Source organism: Photobacterium rosenbergii (assembly GCF_033022775.1).
Taxonomy (GTDB): domain Bacteria; phylum Pseudomonadota; class Gammaproteobacteria; order Enterobacterales; family Vibrionaceae; genus Photobacterium; species Photobacterium rosenbergii_A.
On sequence record NZ_JAWJZI010000001.1, the window covers coordinates 815,086 to 831,910 of the forward strand.

Annotated in this window: 13 protein-coding genes; 4 read left to right on the forward strand and 9 right to left on the reverse strand. The window is 46.4% G+C overall.

The annotated features are described in order from the left end of the window. Positions 1-452: 452 nt before the first annotated feature. On the forward strand, positions 453-749 hold the full coding sequence (locus R2X38_RS03730) for a hypothetical protein (RefSeq protein WP_317520756.1): 297 nt from the start codon (positions 453-455) through the stop codon (positions 747-749). An 81-nt stretch (positions 750-830) separates the two neighbouring features. Here R2X38_RS03730 and R2X38_RS03735 read toward each other — a convergent pair whose 3' ends face one another. The 5 genes from R2X38_RS03735 to R2X38_RS03755 form a co-directional block, all read right to left on the reverse strand. Next, positions 831-1,250: a GNAT family N-acetyltransferase gene (locus R2X38_RS03735; RefSeq protein WP_317520757.1), complete on the reverse strand. Its 420-nt coding sequence runs from the start codon at positions 1,248-1,250 to the stop codon at positions 831-833. A 54-nt stretch (positions 1,251-1,304) separates the two neighbouring features. Further along, positions 1,305-1,910, reverse strand: a complete 606-nt coding sequence (locus R2X38_RS03740) for a glutathione S-transferase family protein (RefSeq protein WP_317520758.1) — start codon at positions 1,908-1,910, stop codon at positions 1,305-1,307. Between the two features lie 127 nt (positions 1,911-2,037). Next, positions 2,038-2,985 (reverse strand): VirK/YbjX family protein, encoded by a 948-nt coding sequence (locus R2X38_RS03745; protein WP_317520759.1) that lies wholly within the window; start codon positions 2,983-2,985, stop codon positions 2,038-2,040. 174 nt (positions 2,986-3,159) lie between these two features. Continuing rightward, positions 3,160-4,173 (reverse strand): Gfo/Idh/MocA family oxidoreductase, encoded by a 1,014-nt coding sequence (locus tag R2X38_RS03750; protein ID WP_317520760.1) that lies wholly within the window; start codon positions 4,171-4,173, stop codon positions 3,160-3,162. Next, complete coding sequence (locus R2X38_RS03755; RefSeq protein WP_317520761.1) at positions 4,170-4,478, reverse strand: putative quinol monooxygenase; 309 nt, start codon at positions 4,476-4,478, stop codon at positions 4,170-4,172. Before R2X38_RS03755 ends, R2X38_RS03750 begins: the two co-directional genes overlap by 4 nt. Before the next feature lie 103 nt (positions 4,479-4,581). On the opposite strand from R2X38_RS03755, the gene R2X38_RS03760 reads away from it, so the two are divergent. The 3 genes from R2X38_RS03760 (at position 4,582) to R2X38_RS03770 (ending at position 9,069) form a co-directional block, all read left to right on the forward strand. Further along, positions 4,582-5,508 carry a LysR family transcriptional regulator gene (locus tag R2X38_RS03760; protein WP_317520762.1) on the forward strand — a complete coding sequence of 309 codons (927 nt, stop codon included), beginning with the start codon at positions 4,582-4,584 and terminating at the stop codon, positions 5,506-5,508. A 295-nt stretch (positions 5,509-5,803) separates the two neighbouring features. Further along, a complete protein-coding gene (locus tag R2X38_RS03765) occupies positions 5,804-7,756 on the forward strand; it encodes a DUF1800 family protein (RefSeq protein WP_317520763.1) in 1,953 nt (650 codons plus the stop codon). A gap of 2 nt (positions 7,757-7,758) precedes the next feature. After that, positions 7,759-9,069, forward strand: coding sequence for a DUF1501 domain-containing protein (locus tag R2X38_RS03770; protein WP_317520764.1), 1,311 nt, complete (start codon positions 7,759-7,761; stop codon positions 9,067-9,069). A gap of 85 nt (positions 9,070-9,154) precedes the next feature. Here the strand turns inward: R2X38_RS03770 and R2X38_RS03775 are convergent, their stop codons facing one another. The 4 genes from R2X38_RS03775 to R2X38_RS03790 all read right to left on the reverse strand — a co-directional run bounded on the left by R2X38_RS03775 (position 9,155) and on the right by R2X38_RS03790 (position 16,649). Continuing rightward, the gene (locus R2X38_RS03775; RefSeq protein WP_317520765.1) at positions 9,155-10,312 is read right to left on the reverse strand and encodes a YibE/F family protein; all 1,158 of its coding nucleotides are present in this window, start codon (positions 10,310-10,312) and stop codon (positions 9,155-9,157) included. 62 nt (positions 10,313-10,374) lie between these two features. After that, positions 10,375-12,612 carry a bifunctional metallophosphatase/5'-nucleotidase gene (locus R2X38_RS03780; RefSeq protein ID WP_317520766.1) on the reverse strand — a complete coding sequence of 746 codons (2,238 nt, stop codon included), beginning with the start codon at positions 12,610-12,612 and terminating at the stop codon, positions 10,375-10,377. A 713-nt stretch (positions 12,613-13,325) separates the two neighbouring features. Further along, complete coding sequence (locus tag R2X38_RS03785) at positions 13,326-14,081, reverse strand: SDR family NAD(P)-dependent oxidoreductase (protein WP_317520767.1); 756 nt, start codon at positions 14,079-14,081, stop codon at positions 13,326-13,328. 366 nt (positions 14,082-14,447) lie between these two features. Further along, entirely contained in the window at positions 14,448-16,649 is a 2,202-nt protein-coding gene (locus R2X38_RS03790; protein WP_317520769.1) for a bifunctional metallophosphatase/5'-nucleotidase, read from the reverse strand. Positions 16,650-16,825: the final 176 nt, after the last annotated feature.

Here is a 16,825-nt window from a genome sequence, read left to right on the forward strand (position 1 = left end):
GGCATTAGGTACTGTTTCAAATCGGGGCAGATAAGCCAATTTATTGGTATTTTCGAAGCATTTAAGCACAAAAAGCCACAAAGCAAGGCATAGCCGACACTTTTGCATGACTTTGAAGACAAATGGCAATTTGAACCACTGAGGCATTTGCACAGTTAGCTGTGCAAATGCTTGTATGGCTTATCGAAATGTCACCAAGGGTTGATGATGCTAAGTGGATGAAAGGAAGAATAATCCTTTGAGCTGCTGCTCGCTAAGCTGAATATCTGCGTTTATTCCAACAGCAAAATCAGCTTATACCTACTAGTTTTTCTTTTTTGCACAGATTAAAATCCCTACAGTCAGTAAGGAAAAGAAGATCTGAGGTATAACGTCAAAAAAGACAGGCCTCAAGATAAGCTCAAAAGTTAGTTATTTCTATTTTTAGCAGCTTTACCAAGGGCGCAGAAGCAATGAATACCTATGATTCAATTTATGATGTTCTCCAAGTGAAGGGAGCACAATGGAAAAACGATGCAACAGGTACAATCACCCACGACATCGAGAAACTGATCTTCGAGCTTGAACCTTATGTGAGTGGTAGCAAAAACGCGTCTCACATGAGCTTTTTGCTCAAGGACTTACTTGAAGTGCTGTCGATTGACTTTAAATGCCAAGAGGATCAAAAATCAGCCTCTTTATTGCTGATCGAAGAGATCTTGCAGGCATCTCTAATGGAAGAGACTCCCGAACCAGGTTACTGCCACTAATGCAACAACTGAGTATCGACTTTGCCAATGTGGCCCCTAACCACAAGGCACAGTCGACAAACTCACCTCGGTAAACACTCGCTAACACTGACAAACAAAGTGATGACTAGAAATCACGAAATCATGCTTCAGATAAAACTTATGCGCACCATAACGGTGTACCCCTGAATCCAGGTGGATCTGATCTATCTGGTTGATGTGGGCATAGTCCTTGAACCACTCCATCAAATACTTTCCGGCTCCCGTCGAGCGCTGAGCTTCATCAGTAACCAAATCATCTACGTACAGATAATTGCCCCAACCCAGTTTATGACCAGTGACAAAGCCTGCGACACATAAAATAGCGTTGTCCGCTTTGACATAAACAAGCTGATAGCCGTTTTTACGTTGTTGGCTCATTAGGTCTATCAATTGCTCCAGTTCATACTTCGGCCGTAGCTGCTGCATGATAGGCGCAATTTCAACGACTTCTTCATTCGTTGTTGCTAGAATGACTTCCATGCTTCCCCACATCTAATCCACTAAAGCTAAACCGCGAGCCATTTTACTCATCGATTATGACAACATGCCGACATAACGCGGATGTTCGCTAATTTTTTCTAGCCATGCTTGAATATGTGGGTATTGCTGAAGTGTAAAACCGCCTTCGTGGGCAACATGGGTGTAAGCATACAACGAAATATCGGCGATACTTATAGACTCACCAGCCAAATAAGGGGAATGTGATAATTGCTTCTCCATCACAGCCAGTGCCTTATGACCACCTTGTTGCAACGAGTCATATTCGGCCTTACGCTCCTCGGGCAACCCTAGATATTTCTCAATGAATCTCGCTACAGCGATAAAAGGCTCGTGGCTATATTGTTCAAAGAACAACCATTCCATCACTTTAGCTTTGTGGTATTTGTCTTCTGGTAGCAACGGTGTATCTTCAGCAAAATACGTCAATATGGCGTTAGATTCTGCCAAATACCGGCCATCTTCTAATTGGACTGTGGGGATTTTGCCATTGGGGTTTACCTGCAAAAAGGCGGGAGTCTTGGTTTCCCCGGCGAGGATGTCGATATGCTGCCACTCGTGATGAGTCCCTAACAGTGAGAGCAGCAACTTTACTTTGTAGCAGTTACCCGATTGGATATCACCATATACCCGTAGTGCCATTGCCATCTCCATTTGGCTATTTGTTGTTCACTCACGTTAATGAATTACCTTAACTGCCACAACCACAGCCGGGCAAAAAACGATAAAATTCTTATCGCGCCGATGAAAAAGGTATTTAATGCAGGCATTACCGTTTATTGGCAGTTTTCATCATCGCCTGCATGTTCGCAGTAACTTCGAGGTTAATTTCATCCAACCATTGGTAACGCTTGGTATACAAACGACGTTTAGTTTTCTTCAGGCTAGACGGATCTTTACGCGGCGGCTTCAGCGGCAGTTGATAGAAATAGGCGCACTCTTTTGTAGCCCCGTACTCTTGCCACAAGTCGTCATAATCAAAGGAGACTGCCTTTCGCTTCGAGCCAATGTAGCGCAGAGCTTGATAGATATGCCCTTTGTTAGAAACACCTCGCACCTCATCCATACCAAGCACATTGGCAACGATCAACACCAATTCAGCCATCAAGGCTTTGGTACGCAAGCCATGCAGTGAGCGAGTCAGGGTTTTGATCACCTGGTTTCGCTCAGTAATCTCTTCTTTCGGCCCCTGCAAAGCCCCCACATAAAGGATCTTCTTATCACCCGTTGCAATATGGCAGGTCAGCGAGTAGATATTGCGGTTACTCTCATCAACCAAATACAGTCCAAGTGAACCCTCACGACTCATTCCCTGACAAAGCTGAACTTTATACCTCACCTCTTGGTTATCGGTGAATTCAAGGATAGTGGTCCCTTTTGCAGAAAGTACCGATTGTGCCTGACTACCAAAGGTGTCTTTTATAAACAGGTAATGCTCCCGAATTCGAGCAATTTTTTCTTTTCGTGTCCAATTGACGCACAGGTAGGGTTTAAGCGGCTTTTCGAAAATTTTCGGATTTTTTTGCAGCACTGGTGCCAGCTCTGGATGAGCAAATACTTCTGATATCGCTTTTACCGCATCAGCATTCAATACACCCCATAGGCAAAAACGGGCATTTTTCTTTATCTTCCTAAAACCTCGGCTGTTTGGATAAACCGTATCAGCCAATTGAGGGAGACGACGCAGGTAATCAAAATGATCAGTAGAAGAAGGCACAGCAGAACCACACAAAAAGACAAAATTTCAAACAGTGTACAATTGAAAGAGGCGATTTTCTGTCGAGAGAAACAATGACAATGTATGGAATTGTATGCCCGGAGCGGAAATCCTACTGGATCAGCCTACCCGGGCACGATTGTGGCTGAGTTAAACGCCGCACAGAACAAGAGATTATGCTGTTACCGCGGCTTCCCAATCTGTCAGCAACTTCATGATCTGCCTTGAATCCCCTGTCCTTGCTGCTGGTCGCGGCAATTGAGTTTCCTGGCAGTCCAACGCCTTGAGTACTGCCCTGACCTGATACAAGAAACCGTCCCCATCAGCGGGTACATCAATCACTTGTGGCGTTTGTTCATATTGGGTAACCGTTAATTGGTTATTCACTTCAGGCAGCCAAGGATTACTCGTTACCTGCAAACTCCCGCTGGAACCCAAAACAGTAAACTCGGCATGCAAACCGTAATCTTCGGCAGTATGGAGCTGCGCCATCAGGCCGTTGGCAAACTGAAAATTAGCTAGTGCCTCACAAATATTGCCGTCTTGTCCACGTCGCCCCATGGCAGAGACCGTGTAATTGCCCGCAGCTTCACTACCGCAACATTGTTCAATGATCAGGTGCAGCAATGACACCGGATAACACCCCAGGTTATAAAGTGCCCCTTTACTATCAGGGTTCACAAATTGCGAAATGGCCGCAGTATACTGGCCCTGGATCGAGCGAAGCTCACCGATTTGCCCTGACTTAACTACCTCAAGGATCTTGGCGGTGAATGGGTGATTCAAATACATCAGCCCTTCAGCAAAAAAGACTTGATGCTGCGAAACCGCAGCAAGGGCAGCATCGGTTTTTTCCATATCAACCGACAGGGACTTTTCGCACAATATCGCCTTGCCTGACTGCGCAGCTTTGATCACATACTCGTGGTGGAGATGGTTCGGTAATGCGATATAAACAATATCCACCTTAGGATCGGCAATCAAAGCGTCATAGCTATCATGTTGTACTGGAATATCATACTGCTTTGCCAGTGCTTCACGAGGTTCAGGACTACGTCCTGCCACCGCATAGATTTGGCTTTGGCCATCCTGGCGAATGGCCTCAGCCATAACGCCAGAGATAAAGCTAGTGCCCAAAATACCCCATCGTTTAGCCTGATTTTTCGCTTGGCATGTTAACTCGCTCATTGCTGCTCTCCTGCTTCCATCAAGCTAGCCTCAAATGCTTGCTCCAACTGGGTATAACCTAAGGCAATGAAGTCTTGCGTATGCTTAGCTTGAAAATGGGCATCGAAGGCTGCATTATCGTCATAGCGCTCCCAGAAGATAAAGCGACGAGCGTCTTTTGTGTCCTGCATCGCTACCGCCATTGAGCACCCTGGCTCACTGTTCATGTCACGGCAAAACTGCTCCACCGCCGCCTTGGCCTCTTCCAGAGACACTCCCTCATTTACACTCAGCGCAGCTGTGATAAATAGCCCTTGTTCAAACATTGTATTAACCTATTACTACTTAATATGGCCATCAATGTAATTGACATCGATAACTTGATAAATAATGATCCATTCAAGTATTTATCAACTTATAGTTTGTAATATGGATAAGCTTAAAAGCATGCAAGTTTTTGTCGACGTGGTAGAGCGAGGCAGCCTGGCAAAAGCCGCCGCCCACTTTAACGTCACCTCGACCATGGTTGGCAAGCACATCAAAGCGTTAGAGCAAAGCTTAGGAACCAAACTGCTAAACCGAACGACACGCCGGCAATCACTTACAGAAACCGGTGAAATGTACTTCCATGAATGCCAGCGGATCCTCGGTGATATCAAGGAGGCCGAAGAGAACTTACAGACCTTAACCAACACCCCGATGGGTACAATTAGGATCAATGCTCCTGTCACCTACGGGAATACTGTTATTGCTCCGCTACTCGCCCAATTTATTGAGCTGCACCCCCATATCAATGTTGAGCTGATCCTAGATAACAACCGCATTGACCCACTACATGACCGTTACGATCTGGTCTTTCGTATTGGTGAACTAGATGACTCTAGCCTAGTCGCGAGGAAGGTTGGTGATTACCAACTGATATTCTGTGCTTCAATGGCTTATCTCGAACGCTGTGGCACACCTCAAGTACTGGTAGACCTGAATCAGCATCACTGCTTAGGGTTTCACTATGGGGATATCCTGCCCCAGCAACGGGATCAGGAAGCTCACTACTTCAGCCGCCAACAATCAAGGCTCAGCAGCAACAGTGGCGACGTTCTCAAGGTGGCAGCTTTGCGCCATGCAGGGATCATTTTGCAGCCAGATATCCTGCTGGACAAAGAACTAGAGCTCGGGCTACTTAATGAATGCCTGCAAGCCTATCGTCCAGCTTCGAAGCCAATTCATATGTTGTACAAAGGGAAATCACAACCACTAAAAGTCAGAACTTTCATCGACTTTTTTCTTGAGTACTCTCGAGTCACATCAGAGCAAAAAGAGCTAGCCAACCGTCAAAAAAACAACACCCACCAATAGCAAAATATACAACTTAATGACGTGGTTAATAATTCAACTCTCATTACGTAAAGAAAACTTAATATTATATCTAAAGAAATTTGACTGGGCCTCACAATTATTATTGTACGCCTAAACAATGAAAGATAATAGCGACCTAAAAATTAAACCCGCTTAGATTTATGCTAACATTTCCATATAAGTTTCAAACAGAACAGAAGGAGAATGGGAAATTAAAAGCAAACAATTGCAATTAAAATTGAAAATTAATAAAACACACACCTTTATTTAATCAATTAAGTTTGGAGTCAACACGATGTTTTTCAAAAACCTTTGTTTTTTGAAAAAGGCTATCGTAGTACTGCTCTTTCAAGTTATTGCATCTCATGCATACGCTGTTGATTTGATCGATAATGGTAGCGTTCAAAAAACATTAAATTACACCTATTTTCCGTACACTGTAAAAGTGACTGTTTTAAATAACAATACCCCTACCGAATCCTTTGAGTGCCAAATTGCTAAACGTAGTCACAATCGAGCAGCACAATGGCCGTACCGTATTGGTCAATGTATCAATGATAGCAGTACAGAGGTTGTGGTAGGCCAACTGCAAACAGATGGAACGATTGCTCCCGTTAAATCTAAAACAGATAACCTTCTTTGGGCAGCGTCCGCCGATTACAGCCTTAGCTTCGAGCATATAGACATCCCGTTGATATTAGATTTCCACAATGCCTCGCGCTTGCTTGAACGCGGAACTTTTGGCCCAACGTTAGCTGATATCAACGCGACAGTCGGCCTCACTCCAGAGCAATGGGTAGCAGCACAACTGGCATTAACACCGTCATATCATGAGGATGAATATCTACGAATCCAAGAAATCCGCGCAGGTGAAAACGGCAGCAGCCAGGAGCATCGCAACTATCGAAGTAATGCCTGGTGGGGAGTCGCCCTCCATGGTGAAGACCAGCTGCGACAGCGGGTCGCCTTCGCGCTTAGCCAATTAGTAGTCGTCTCACAAAACGATGCAGGGCTGTCCGGTGATGATAGGGCAAAAGGGTTAGCCATCTATTACGATATTCTGGTCGAACATGCCTTCGGCAATTACAAAGATTTAATCCGCGATGTTACCTACTCGCCAGCCATGGGTCGCTATCTCACCATGGCCGGTAACTTGCCGCCTGATCCAGAAAATAACCAATACCCCGATGAAAACTACGCCCGAGAGTTATTGCAACTTTTCTCGCTCGGTGAGTGGAAGGTCAACTATAAAGGCGCGATAAGAAAAGACAAAGAAACCCAGCAACCTATTCCTGCCTACACCGAGGAAGATGTACTGGAACTGGCAAGGCTGTTCACCGGCTGGGATGAAGACAATGGCTTGCTCAGCCCTATGGTCGTTACCGCCAGTAACCATGATACAGAGCCAAAGCGTATTCTAGGCCGTAGTTTCCCAGGCAATGAGACAGCCGAAGAAGAGCTGGAAAGATTGCTCGATATCCTCGTTACCAGACGTGAAACCGCAGTATTTGTCAGTACCCACCTTATCAAACAACTTGTTACCTCAAATCCTGACAAATACTACGTTGAGCGTGTTGCCCGTACTTTCAACCAAACCCAAGGTGACTTAGCCGCAGTGGTGACCGCAATACTCACCGACCCACAACCTTATGAATCAAACCCTCTCTCCGTGTCGAAAGCCCGTGAGCCGATTGTCACCATGACCGCGCTATACCGTGCGTTTAACAGTCAAATGGGCGACAGCTATCCTCACCATAGGGATACGTCACTGGGCTACGGTTACGATGCGCAATACTCGCCAGAAGGCCATCGCTTTTCGCAAGGGCCACTGTCGGCACCCTCTGTGTTCAACTTCTTCCCCGCTAACTTTACGCCTAGCGGCCCATTGGAAGACAACGGATTAATAGGCCCAGAATTTGCCCTATACACATCGGCCGAGATCCCGCACCTCTCCAACTTGGTGTTCCGCAAGCTCAAAGACGACAACACTCTAACAGGGGATGTAGCCGGTTTAGCGGATAACCGTTTATTCCTCGATTTCTCCGCGTTTACCGACCTTTGGACAACTGATGGCAAAGCCAACTTCCTTGCTTTGTTGGCTGATACTTTGTTCGATGGCTCGCTTAGCCCACAGTTGGAGCAACGGCTCGGCGATGTCTATGACGATATGCCGAAAAGTAACCATGACAACATGTACAAGGTGTTCTGGATGGCCGCCATGTCCCCCGAGTTCCAGATTCAGGAGTAATGATGATGAAATTATCGAGACGTCGATTTTTGCAACACAGCGCCCTGATGACTGGGGCGACGGCAATGCCGATGGCATTCTCCCTTTCGAACAAGGCGTATGCGGCTGAAGATTACAAAGCCTTGGTCTGTGTCTTCCTGCGAGGAGGAAATGATTCGTTCAATATGATGATGGCGGGCGATGATGATCTCTATGGCAAATATGCCGCAAGACGCCCTAACATCGCCATTGATAAAGCTAGTTTGCTGATGACAGGCAAAACCGACAGCAACGGAGTACCAATTGGTCTTCACCCCAATATGCCGGGCGTTCAGTCATTGTTCCAAGATGGCCTTGCCGCTGGGTTAATCAATATAGGTACGCTTGTTGGCCCTGCCGGATCCGGAGCCCCCTATCCAACAGGGTTGTTTAACCATTCAAAGCAGCAGTACGCATGGGAAAGTGCATGGCATTCCAGTGCCTATGCTGCCTATGGCTGGGGTGGTTTGTTGATGGACATCTTAGCTCAGGGAGGTGCAATACCTGAACTACTCTCACTCGGTGGCAACAGCTGGCTAAGCGGTGTAAATGTCAGTGATCTGCGTACTAATACCCAAGGTTCGGTATCGGCGGTAAACGCCTTTAGTGCATCAGGAACTTTGGAGAGAGAGTATAGCGAAATGGTAGAGGAGGTGTACATGTCGCCCTTCCACCAGCAGTACACCAAGCAGCATAGTGACTTCCTCGCTCCTTACAATAACTTCCGTTCGCTTATAGACTCAACGGAGCTCGATCCGGCCATCAGCCGTAACAGTTCTATCGGGTCGCAGCTATCGGCTGTTAAACGCATTATTGATGCATCGGTTGCTTCCGGCAGCGTGGGGAGACAGGTCTTTATCGTTAACCAAGGTGGCTATGATACCCACAAAAATCAGGTACCGCGTCACCAATCCTTGTACAGCCAACTCGATACCGCTCTGACCGAATTCACCCGGGCATTAGGTGCACTGCAGCCCAATGTCACCAGCTTTACCATGTCGGACTTTGGTCGCACCATGCACAACAATGCCAATGACGGGACCGACCATGGCTGGGGCAGTAACCAACTGGTGATAGGCGGTAGCGTATCAGGCGGCTGCTACGGCGCTTATCCAGATTTTAGTGTCGGAAGTCCAGACGATAACGGCAGGGGCCGCCTGATCCCGACTCAGGCCCACGAGCAGATGGCTGCCACTCTGTCCAGTTGGTTTGGCGTCGGCCAATCAGGCATAGAAGCCATTTTCCCAACGGCTTCGGCCAACTTCGCCACCATGGACTTAGGCTTTATGGTGTAAACCCTGCCCGAGTAGAACTAAAAAGCCACGATGTACTGGGAGCACATCGTGGCTTTTTTTAATTTAGGTTTTTGAGACCTAAGGATTACTCAGTGACAACTTTAGCTGTCTCTACCGGCTTTTTAGCATCACGTTGATAAACAACACTGGCAATCACTACCGTAAGCGGCACAGTCATAATAAGCCCGATACTACCAGCTAGACCATGGATCATTGCCAGCGATAAAGCCGGGATATTCATGAACTGCATCACTGGCATCTGGAAGCCCCATACCATCATAATGGTGGTCAGTGCACTGCCGACAAAAGCCAATACCAAGGTATTGGTCATGGTTCCCAGGATATCGCGGCCGATACGGATGGTCGCCAATAGACGTTCTTTTTCTGATTGCTCCGGCGACATTTCACGAAGCTCGTGATAAGAAGAGGCCATGGAAATCGCTACGTCCATTACCGCGCCAAGTGCCGAGATCATAATGGCAACAAACAACAGCCAACGCACCTGCACTTGTGCTTCACCACCGAGATAGAGGATGTCTTCGCCTTTCTCAAGGTACAGGCCGTTAAGCTGGGCCATCTCACCAAAAAACTGGGCCATCAGGCCAGCCATCACCACGCCAGCCAGCGTACCCAACATGGAGACCAGTGATTTCTTGTTCCAGCCCGCCACCAGCAGGAAGTTGACCACGATCTTGACCGCCATCAAACCGATAGTCACAAGGATCGGGTTCCAACCGGCAAACAGAGCAGGTACTAAAACGCCAATCAACAGAGCACCAGTAAAGTACAAAGAAATGACCGAGTTCACGCCTTGCAGGCCGGCAAACAGTACGGTTAACACCACAATGATCCCGACCATCCAATACACCGCCGAGGAGCGGTCATGATTGTATGGCCAGTAAATCGTCCGGCTGCCCTGCTCTCTCACCAGCAGGATAAACCTATCGCCTTCAGTTACATACACATTGTGTAGCCGGCTTAATTGGTTTTCGACTTCGACCTGCTTGCCTGCCTCTGCCCCTTCGAGCAATTCCACTAGCAACCGTTGACGTCCTGTCTTAACTGAAGGCACTAAAGGATCTGACTGAGTACTCTCAGCTAAAACATCGATCACACTCGCGCGGACAAATTCCTGGTTGCTGTAAGCCTTGGGCCGAAATGATTCACTCACCGATGGCGAAAACCACAAGATGGCCGTTGAAATTAAAAAGACGACAAAAGGAAATAATAATCGTTTTAACATCATAATGTTCCAAAACAAGAAGGCGCCGAAGCGCCTTCTATATCTTATTGCAATAAATTCAATTACTCAGACTTAGGCTGGTTGCCGTAAGTACAGCCTTCGTATGGGTTGCTTGCATTCGGGTTCACAAACCAAGTATCTGCTTTTTCGTGGTTTACCGACACATTAATAGCATCACGTGCACCTGGGCCAGAACGCATCACACAGATTTCTTTGTTCTGTAGACGGTTCCAAAGGGCTTCGCCGTCAGCGCCGTCTTCACGAGCCAACAGAATGTCACCTTTATCTTCCTGGGCAATGTTACCGTTTGCATCAGCAGGGCCATACTGTTCGATATACCAGTTCACGTTCTCAAACTCTGAACGGTCAAGCACACCTTTGTCTGCAACGTAGGCTGTCAGCATGTCACGTACGGCATACACTTGCTCAGCAGACGATTCCCAAATGATGCTCTCGTCTGAAACCCAGCCTTTTTCTTTCATTGGCGAACCGAAGCGGTAATCGTTAATTGCAAGAACGTAAGTCGCAGAAGGATCTAGGTCTACACCACGGATCTTGATGTTCTTGATACGCTCACCAGCTACTTCAGCTAGGTCGACAACATACTCGATGTGACCATCAAAGATGTCGTAGTTAAATGCAGGAACATCTTCATTAAAAGATACCGTGATGTCACCATCTTGGTACTGGTTGAAGTAGCTGTATGACCACTCCATGTACTCTTTAAGGTGCTCACCCGTGATGTTTACCGCCACCAACTGGTTGTCGTACATGTATAGGTTGGCACTGTCTTTCTTGCGGTAGGTTTCGCCATCGAACAGGTTAGAGCCGTCAGAGAACAGAGCCGCAGCCGATACATCGACGTGGATTTGCTCACCAATTGCTGCACTGCCTTTTGATTCAACGTTCATGATCTGAATTTGGTTAATCAGGTCAGTTAGAGGCATATCATGCAATTTAGCACTATGGATAGTCGAGTACAGGCGCAAACCTTCGCTGTTTAGTACTTGCTCTTCTAGTACCGCTTCATCAGCAAAGCCACCTTCAGAGTTAGTGAAGTTACCGCGAACAACACCGATTTCGATATTGGCATCTTCTACAGAAGCATCGTGGATATGCTGCATTTCATTCTGCAGTGCTGCGTCTTCTTCAACATCAGCAACAGTGCGGTTTGAAAGCGTGGTATCAAAGATCTTCCAGTTGCCATCTTGGTCTTTGAAAAGATCGATTTCAGCTTTCGCCAGTGCCCAACCCCAGTTACCCGGCTCGATAACTTTTACTTTCGAGTCACGGTTACGCCAGTTGTATGTACCAGACTTGGCTTTATCTTCAACTTGGTTAGCTTTATCACCAGATACAGTGATGTCGTCCATGCCATTTTCGTAAGGTGCGCCTAGATCGATTTGCTCAATGAAGCGAGCATGTTCGTGACCCATGAAGATCACATCGAACTTATCAGCCATCTTAGAAGCGATTTCGTTTACACCACGGGCATGTGACTCACTACGGCCGTGGTGAAGCGCACCAATCACCACATCTGGCTGGTACTGGGCAATCACTTGGTCAACGGTATTTTCCAGTGACTCGAACTCTTCTTTGAAATCTAGGTTACGGAAGTTTTCTGGGTTTGAAGCATTCCAGATTTTCACATAAGAAGGCGTTAGGCCGATAACCGCAACTTTGGCACCATTGTAATCAAAAATCTGGTAACCACGTAGGAAAGGTACTTCCTGACCATTGGTTTTACAGTCAGCTGAGTTCTTGTCCCAGATGATGTTTGAAGAGATCACTGAACCATTGAAGCCTTCAAGGCTACGCTCAAGGAAAGCACGCTCGAAATCGAATTCATGGTTGCCCGGAACCCAAACGTCGTAATCCATGAAGTTCATGGTTTCTACAACTGGGTGTACCGGTAGGTCGTTGAACAATTCAGCCGAGTTACCCTGAACCGTATCACCAAGATCGATCATCAAGAAGTTATCGTTGTTGGCACGCTCTTCGTTCAACAGCGTAGCAATCTTGGTAAAGCCAGCATTCACATCCACGCCGTCAAGTGCGTAATCATACGCAAAGATACGGCCGTGCATATCACCAGTTGCACCAACAGTAATTGTTTGGAAGTTAAGGTCAGGGTTATCACCCTTAACGATTACCGACTGGGTTGGCTCGTAGGTTTTACACTCAGCGATTGATGGACGTGATGGTTGTGTTTTGTCATCACTGCTACTGCTATTACATCCAGCTAGGGCGGTAACAATCGCTGCACTCAGCGCTGCTACTTTAATAGTACTCTTAGTCATGTTTAGGCAATCAAAAAATAAAAAAAGAAAATGGGAACGCGAGCAAATATACGCACCAGCAATAGAATAAAAACTCAAAATGCACCCAGAAGGTTTCTAAATGTAAATTCGGTAAGTTCGATAAATGAATCGTTAATTGTAAACCGTTGCATGCTGCGCAAACGTTAAACCTCAACAACCCCTCAACACCCCAGTGTTCAAAAAACAAACAGGCAAACGTTTACCTATGTGATATCGACCCCAAAACAATAAAGGCAAGTGAACCATTAAAAACACACATAAGTGACAAAGATCACACAATAGCAACTAATAACCTTATGCCACCAACTTCATTCGTTAAATATGTGGTGACTTACAAAATGAAAGAAGATGTTCACTTACTAACCATAAAGTAGGAGTTACCCTCTTTTTCGGCCTCTCAATACCGTTAAACAACAATGTTTTCACACCTAATGTAAGCCTGTGTAAGGATATGATTTGCAAGTGTGTTCAAAAACGACGATCGATAACCCCAAGTATCTATACTCAAAAAATATTTGGGATATGCCACATATCAACCGATATGAGACAGCAGGACAGCTTGTGCATCACAATACTCAACAACCAGAATGGGCGCAGCAGAGACATAAAAAAACGGTAGGTACCTTGCAGTACCTACCGTCTTTATTGGATCTCATAACAAAGCTATAGCCTAGCTTTGTTCAGGCATAGGATTAGATACCTAGCGCCTGACCACCACCGATCTGTAGCGTTTCAGCAGTGATGAATGAAGCATCTTTGCTTACTAGGAAAGAAATAGCAGAAGCCACTTCTTCTGGCTGGCCTAGGCGACCAAGCATGATGCTGTTAGCCCAAGAAGCAAATACTTCAGGCTTAGTTTCTTTGATTTGCGCGTGGAACGGCGTATCGATAGTACCTGGAGATACAGCGTTAACACGGATGTTTGCTGGCGCTAGTTCTTTTGCAAGAGCACGAGTTAGCGTGTGAACTGCAGCTTTAGATGTACCGTAGATACCTGCACCTGGGCCACCAGCGTTCCAAGCAGCGTTAGAGGTGAAGTTGATGATTGACGCGTTGTCAGACTTCTTCAGGAACGGGATTGCCGCACGAGAAACAAAGAATGCACTGTCTAGGTTAAGTGCCATTACTTTGCGGAAGAACTCAGTTTCCATGCCTTCGATTGGGCTACGACCACCTAGGCCACCAGCGTTGTTAACAACAACATCGATCTTACCGTATTTTTCACCGATAGCATTGATGTTTTCAGTTACAGCATTCTCGTCAGTTACGTCAAAACCACGGTATTCCGCTTCGATGCCTTCACCTGTTAGCTCAGCAACACAGCTTGCGCCTTTAGCGTCTTCGATACCGTTAAGAATCACAGTGTAGCCATCTTGACCAAGACGCTTAGCAACTTGGAAACCGATACCACCTGTAGCACCAGAGATAAATGCAACTTTGTTAGACATATCAATGTTCTCTTTAAGTTAGTTAATGGCTATGCCGAAGCTCTGAGGAAAAGTACGCTTCGACATCTAGCAATCAATAATATTGTATTACAATAACACCTTTCATTGAAAATTCAAACCTCATGTCAGGATCAAAAGTGATCTTCATCTGGTTTAATACCAACCTGGATAAGTAATTGCTCTATATATTGCGAAGGAAAAAATGGTGTTATCAAGGCAGAGATTGCAGGAACTAGCGGTTCTAATTTCAAAATCTCTAACGCAGAGAACAACATTTTTAACCAGCAAGATTGTTCAAATACTTATTTAGGTTGGTATAAATAAAAAAGGCGCCGAAGCGCCTTGAATTAGAATAAAGGGAGGAAATTATTTTGGCTGGTTGCTATACGCACAACCTTCATACAGGGCTTCCTGAGTCGCCTCTGCTGAATAGTTCGGGTTTGCAAACCAAGTGCTGTCGTCGGCAAGGTTCACTGACACGTTGATTGAATCACGTGCACCAGGACCTGAGCGCATTACACAAATCTCTTTGTTTTGCAGTTTCTGCCACAACTCGGCACCTTCGCCTTCACGCAATGATAAAATGTCACCTTTCTCTGCAACCTCACCAGCAGCATTCGATGGGCCGTATTGCTTGATGTACCAGTTAACATTCTCGAACTTGCTGCGATCCAGCACACCTTCGTTCTCAACGTACTCAGTGATCATGTCACGTACAGCATAAACAGGCTCATTCGAAGAATCCCAAATCACCTGTTCGCCAGTGATCCACTCCTGGCCAAGCAAAGTGCCTAGACGGTAGTCATTGATCGCCAGCACATAATCAGCTTCTGGGTTGAATTTACCACCACGGATTTCGCCAATATCAATACGCTCACCCACCGCTTTGCTCAGATCAACGGTGTATTGGATAGAGCCATCGAAGATATCGTAGTTGTAAGCTGGGATAGCAGGGTCGAAAGACACGGTAATGTCATTCTCTTGGTAAGTATTGAAGTAACCGTAAGACCACTCCATGTACTCTTTCAGCTGCTCACCCTTGATGCTAACAGCAACCAATTGGTTGTCGTACATGTATAGGTTGGCACTGTCCTTCTTGCGGTATTCCTGACCATCAAAAAGGTTCGAACCGTCCGAGAATAGTGCTGCGGCAGACACGTCAACTTTAATGCTGTTGCCTTTGGCGTCAGAACCTTTCTGCTCGATGTTCATGATTTGGATCTGGTTGATCAAATCAGTGATCGGCATGTCGGCAAGTTTGCCGGTATGGATAGAGCTATAAAGGCGAAGACCTTCACTGTTCAGTACTTGCTCTTCCAATACTGCTTCATCGGCAAAGCCACCAGCTGAGTTAGTGAAATTACCTTTAACCTTACCGATCATGATATTGGCATCTTCAACCGAAGAATCATGAATGTGCTGCATCTGCTGTTGCAGGTGCTTGTCTTCCTGTACGTTCTCTACCTTACGGTTAGATAGCGTGGTATCGACAATCTGCCACTTGCCTTGCTGATCTTTCTCTAGCTCGATTTCCGCCTTGGCCAGTGCCCAGCCCCAGTTGCCCGGCTCGATAACCTTCACTTTCTCGTGACGGTTCTGGGCGTTGTACACACCAGATTTAGCCTTGTCTTCCTGCTCGCTGTTACCATCGACAGAAATCTCAGGCATCTCAGCGGTGATATCCGCGCCTTTCTCTACTTGTTCAATAAAGCGAGCGTGCTCGTGGCCCATGAAAATCACATCGAACTTGTCAGCAAGTTCAGAGGCAATTTCGTGTACCCCACGGCCATGCTCTTTACGGCCATGGTGCAAGGCACCAATCACGACATCTGGTTGGTATTGGTCGATAACCGTATTCACGGTCTCGGTCACCGCTTCCAGTTCATCTTTGAAATCTAGGTTGCGGAAGTTTTCTGGGTTAGAGGCGTTCCATACTTTTACATACGACGGCGTCAGGCCGATAACGGCCACTTTGGCACCGTTGTAATCGAAAATCTGGTAACCGCGCAGGAACGGGGTTTCTTCTTCGTTCGCTTTACAGTCAACCGAGTTCTTGTCCCAAATCACATTGGAAGAGATCACCGAACCGTTGAAGTTCTCAAGGCTACGCTCCAGGAAAGCGCGCTCGAAATCAAACTCGTGGTTACCCGGCACCCAAAGGTCATAATTAAGGGTGTTCATGGTTTCTACTACAGGGTGAACCGGATCATTGTTGAACAGCTCTGCCGAGTTACCCTGCACCGTATCGCCCAAGTCGATCAGCAGGAAATTGTCGTTACTTGCGCGCTCATCACGCAGCAGGGTAGCAATTTTCGAGAAGCCGGCATTTCTATCAACGCCGTCCAGCGCGTAATCATACGCAAAGATACGGCCGTGCATATCACCGGTCGCACCAACGGTGATCGTCTGGCTTGTTAGTTCGTTATTCTCGCCTTTTACGATTACCGAAGGAGTAGGTTCAAAGGTTTTACACTCAGCGATAGTTGCAGGGTTTTTGGCATAGCTTCCAGCCGATGCCATCAGGATTGCGGCACTGAGTGTCGCAAGCTTAAAGGTTTTATTTTTCATCTCACAGAGCCTAATGTCAGGATAAAGTCTTATATCCAAGGAACTTGGGTATGGGCAATATAAGGAAAAAAAATAGAATAAATACGTAAAAACCACTCAATCTGTTGCGAAATGTAAAATCGGTAAGCTGGAGAAATACGGCGTTAAATGTAAACCGTTGCATGCTGCAGGTTAGT

Bases quoted from the DNA above. Each gene is read 5' to 3' on its own strand.
- R2X38_RS03730 (WP_317520756.1), top strand. From the start codon at position 453: ATGAATACCTATGATTCAATTTATGATGTTCTCCAAGTGAAGGGAGCA.
- R2X38_RS03735 (WP_317520757.1), bottom strand. From the start codon at position 1,250: ATGGAAGTCATTCTAGCAACAACGAATGAAGAAGTCGTTGAAATTGCG.
- R2X38_RS03740 (WP_317520758.1), bottom strand. From the start codon at position 1,910: ATGGCACTACGGGTATATGGTGATATCCAATCGGGTAACTGCTACAAA.
- R2X38_RS03750 (WP_317520760.1), bottom strand. From the start codon at position 4,173: ATGAGCGAGTTAACATGCCAAGCGAAAAATCAGGCTAAACGATGGGGT.
- R2X38_RS03755 (WP_317520761.1), bottom strand. From the start codon at position 4,478: ATGTTTGAACAAGGGCTATTTATCACAGCTGCGCTGAGTGTAAATGAG.
- R2X38_RS03760 (WP_317520762.1), top strand. From the start codon at position 4,582: ATGGATAAGCTTAAAAGCATGCAAGTTTTTGTCGACGTGGTAGAGCGA.
- R2X38_RS03765 (WP_317520763.1), top strand. From the start codon at position 5,804: ATGTTTTTCAAAAACCTTTGTTTTTTGAAAAAGGCTATCGTAGTACTG.
- R2X38_RS03770 (WP_317520764.1), top strand. From the start codon at position 7,759: ATGATGAAATTATCGAGACGTCGATTTTTGCAACACAGCGCCCTGATG.
- R2X38_RS03775 (WP_317520765.1), bottom strand. From the start codon at position 10,312: ATGTTAAAACGATTATTATTTCCTTTTGTCGTCTTTTTAATTTCAACG.
- R2X38_RS03780 (WP_317520766.1), bottom strand. From the start codon at position 12,612: ATGACTAAGAGTACTATTAAAGTAGCAGCGCTGAGTGCAGCGATTGTT.
- R2X38_RS03785 (WP_317520767.1), bottom strand. From the start codon at position 14,081: ATGTCTAACAAAGTTGCATTTATCTCTGGTGCTACAGGTGGTATCGGT.
- R2X38_RS03790 (WP_317520769.1), bottom strand. From the start codon at position 16,649: ATGAAAAATAAAACCTTTAAGCTTGCGACACTCAGTGCCGCAATCCTG.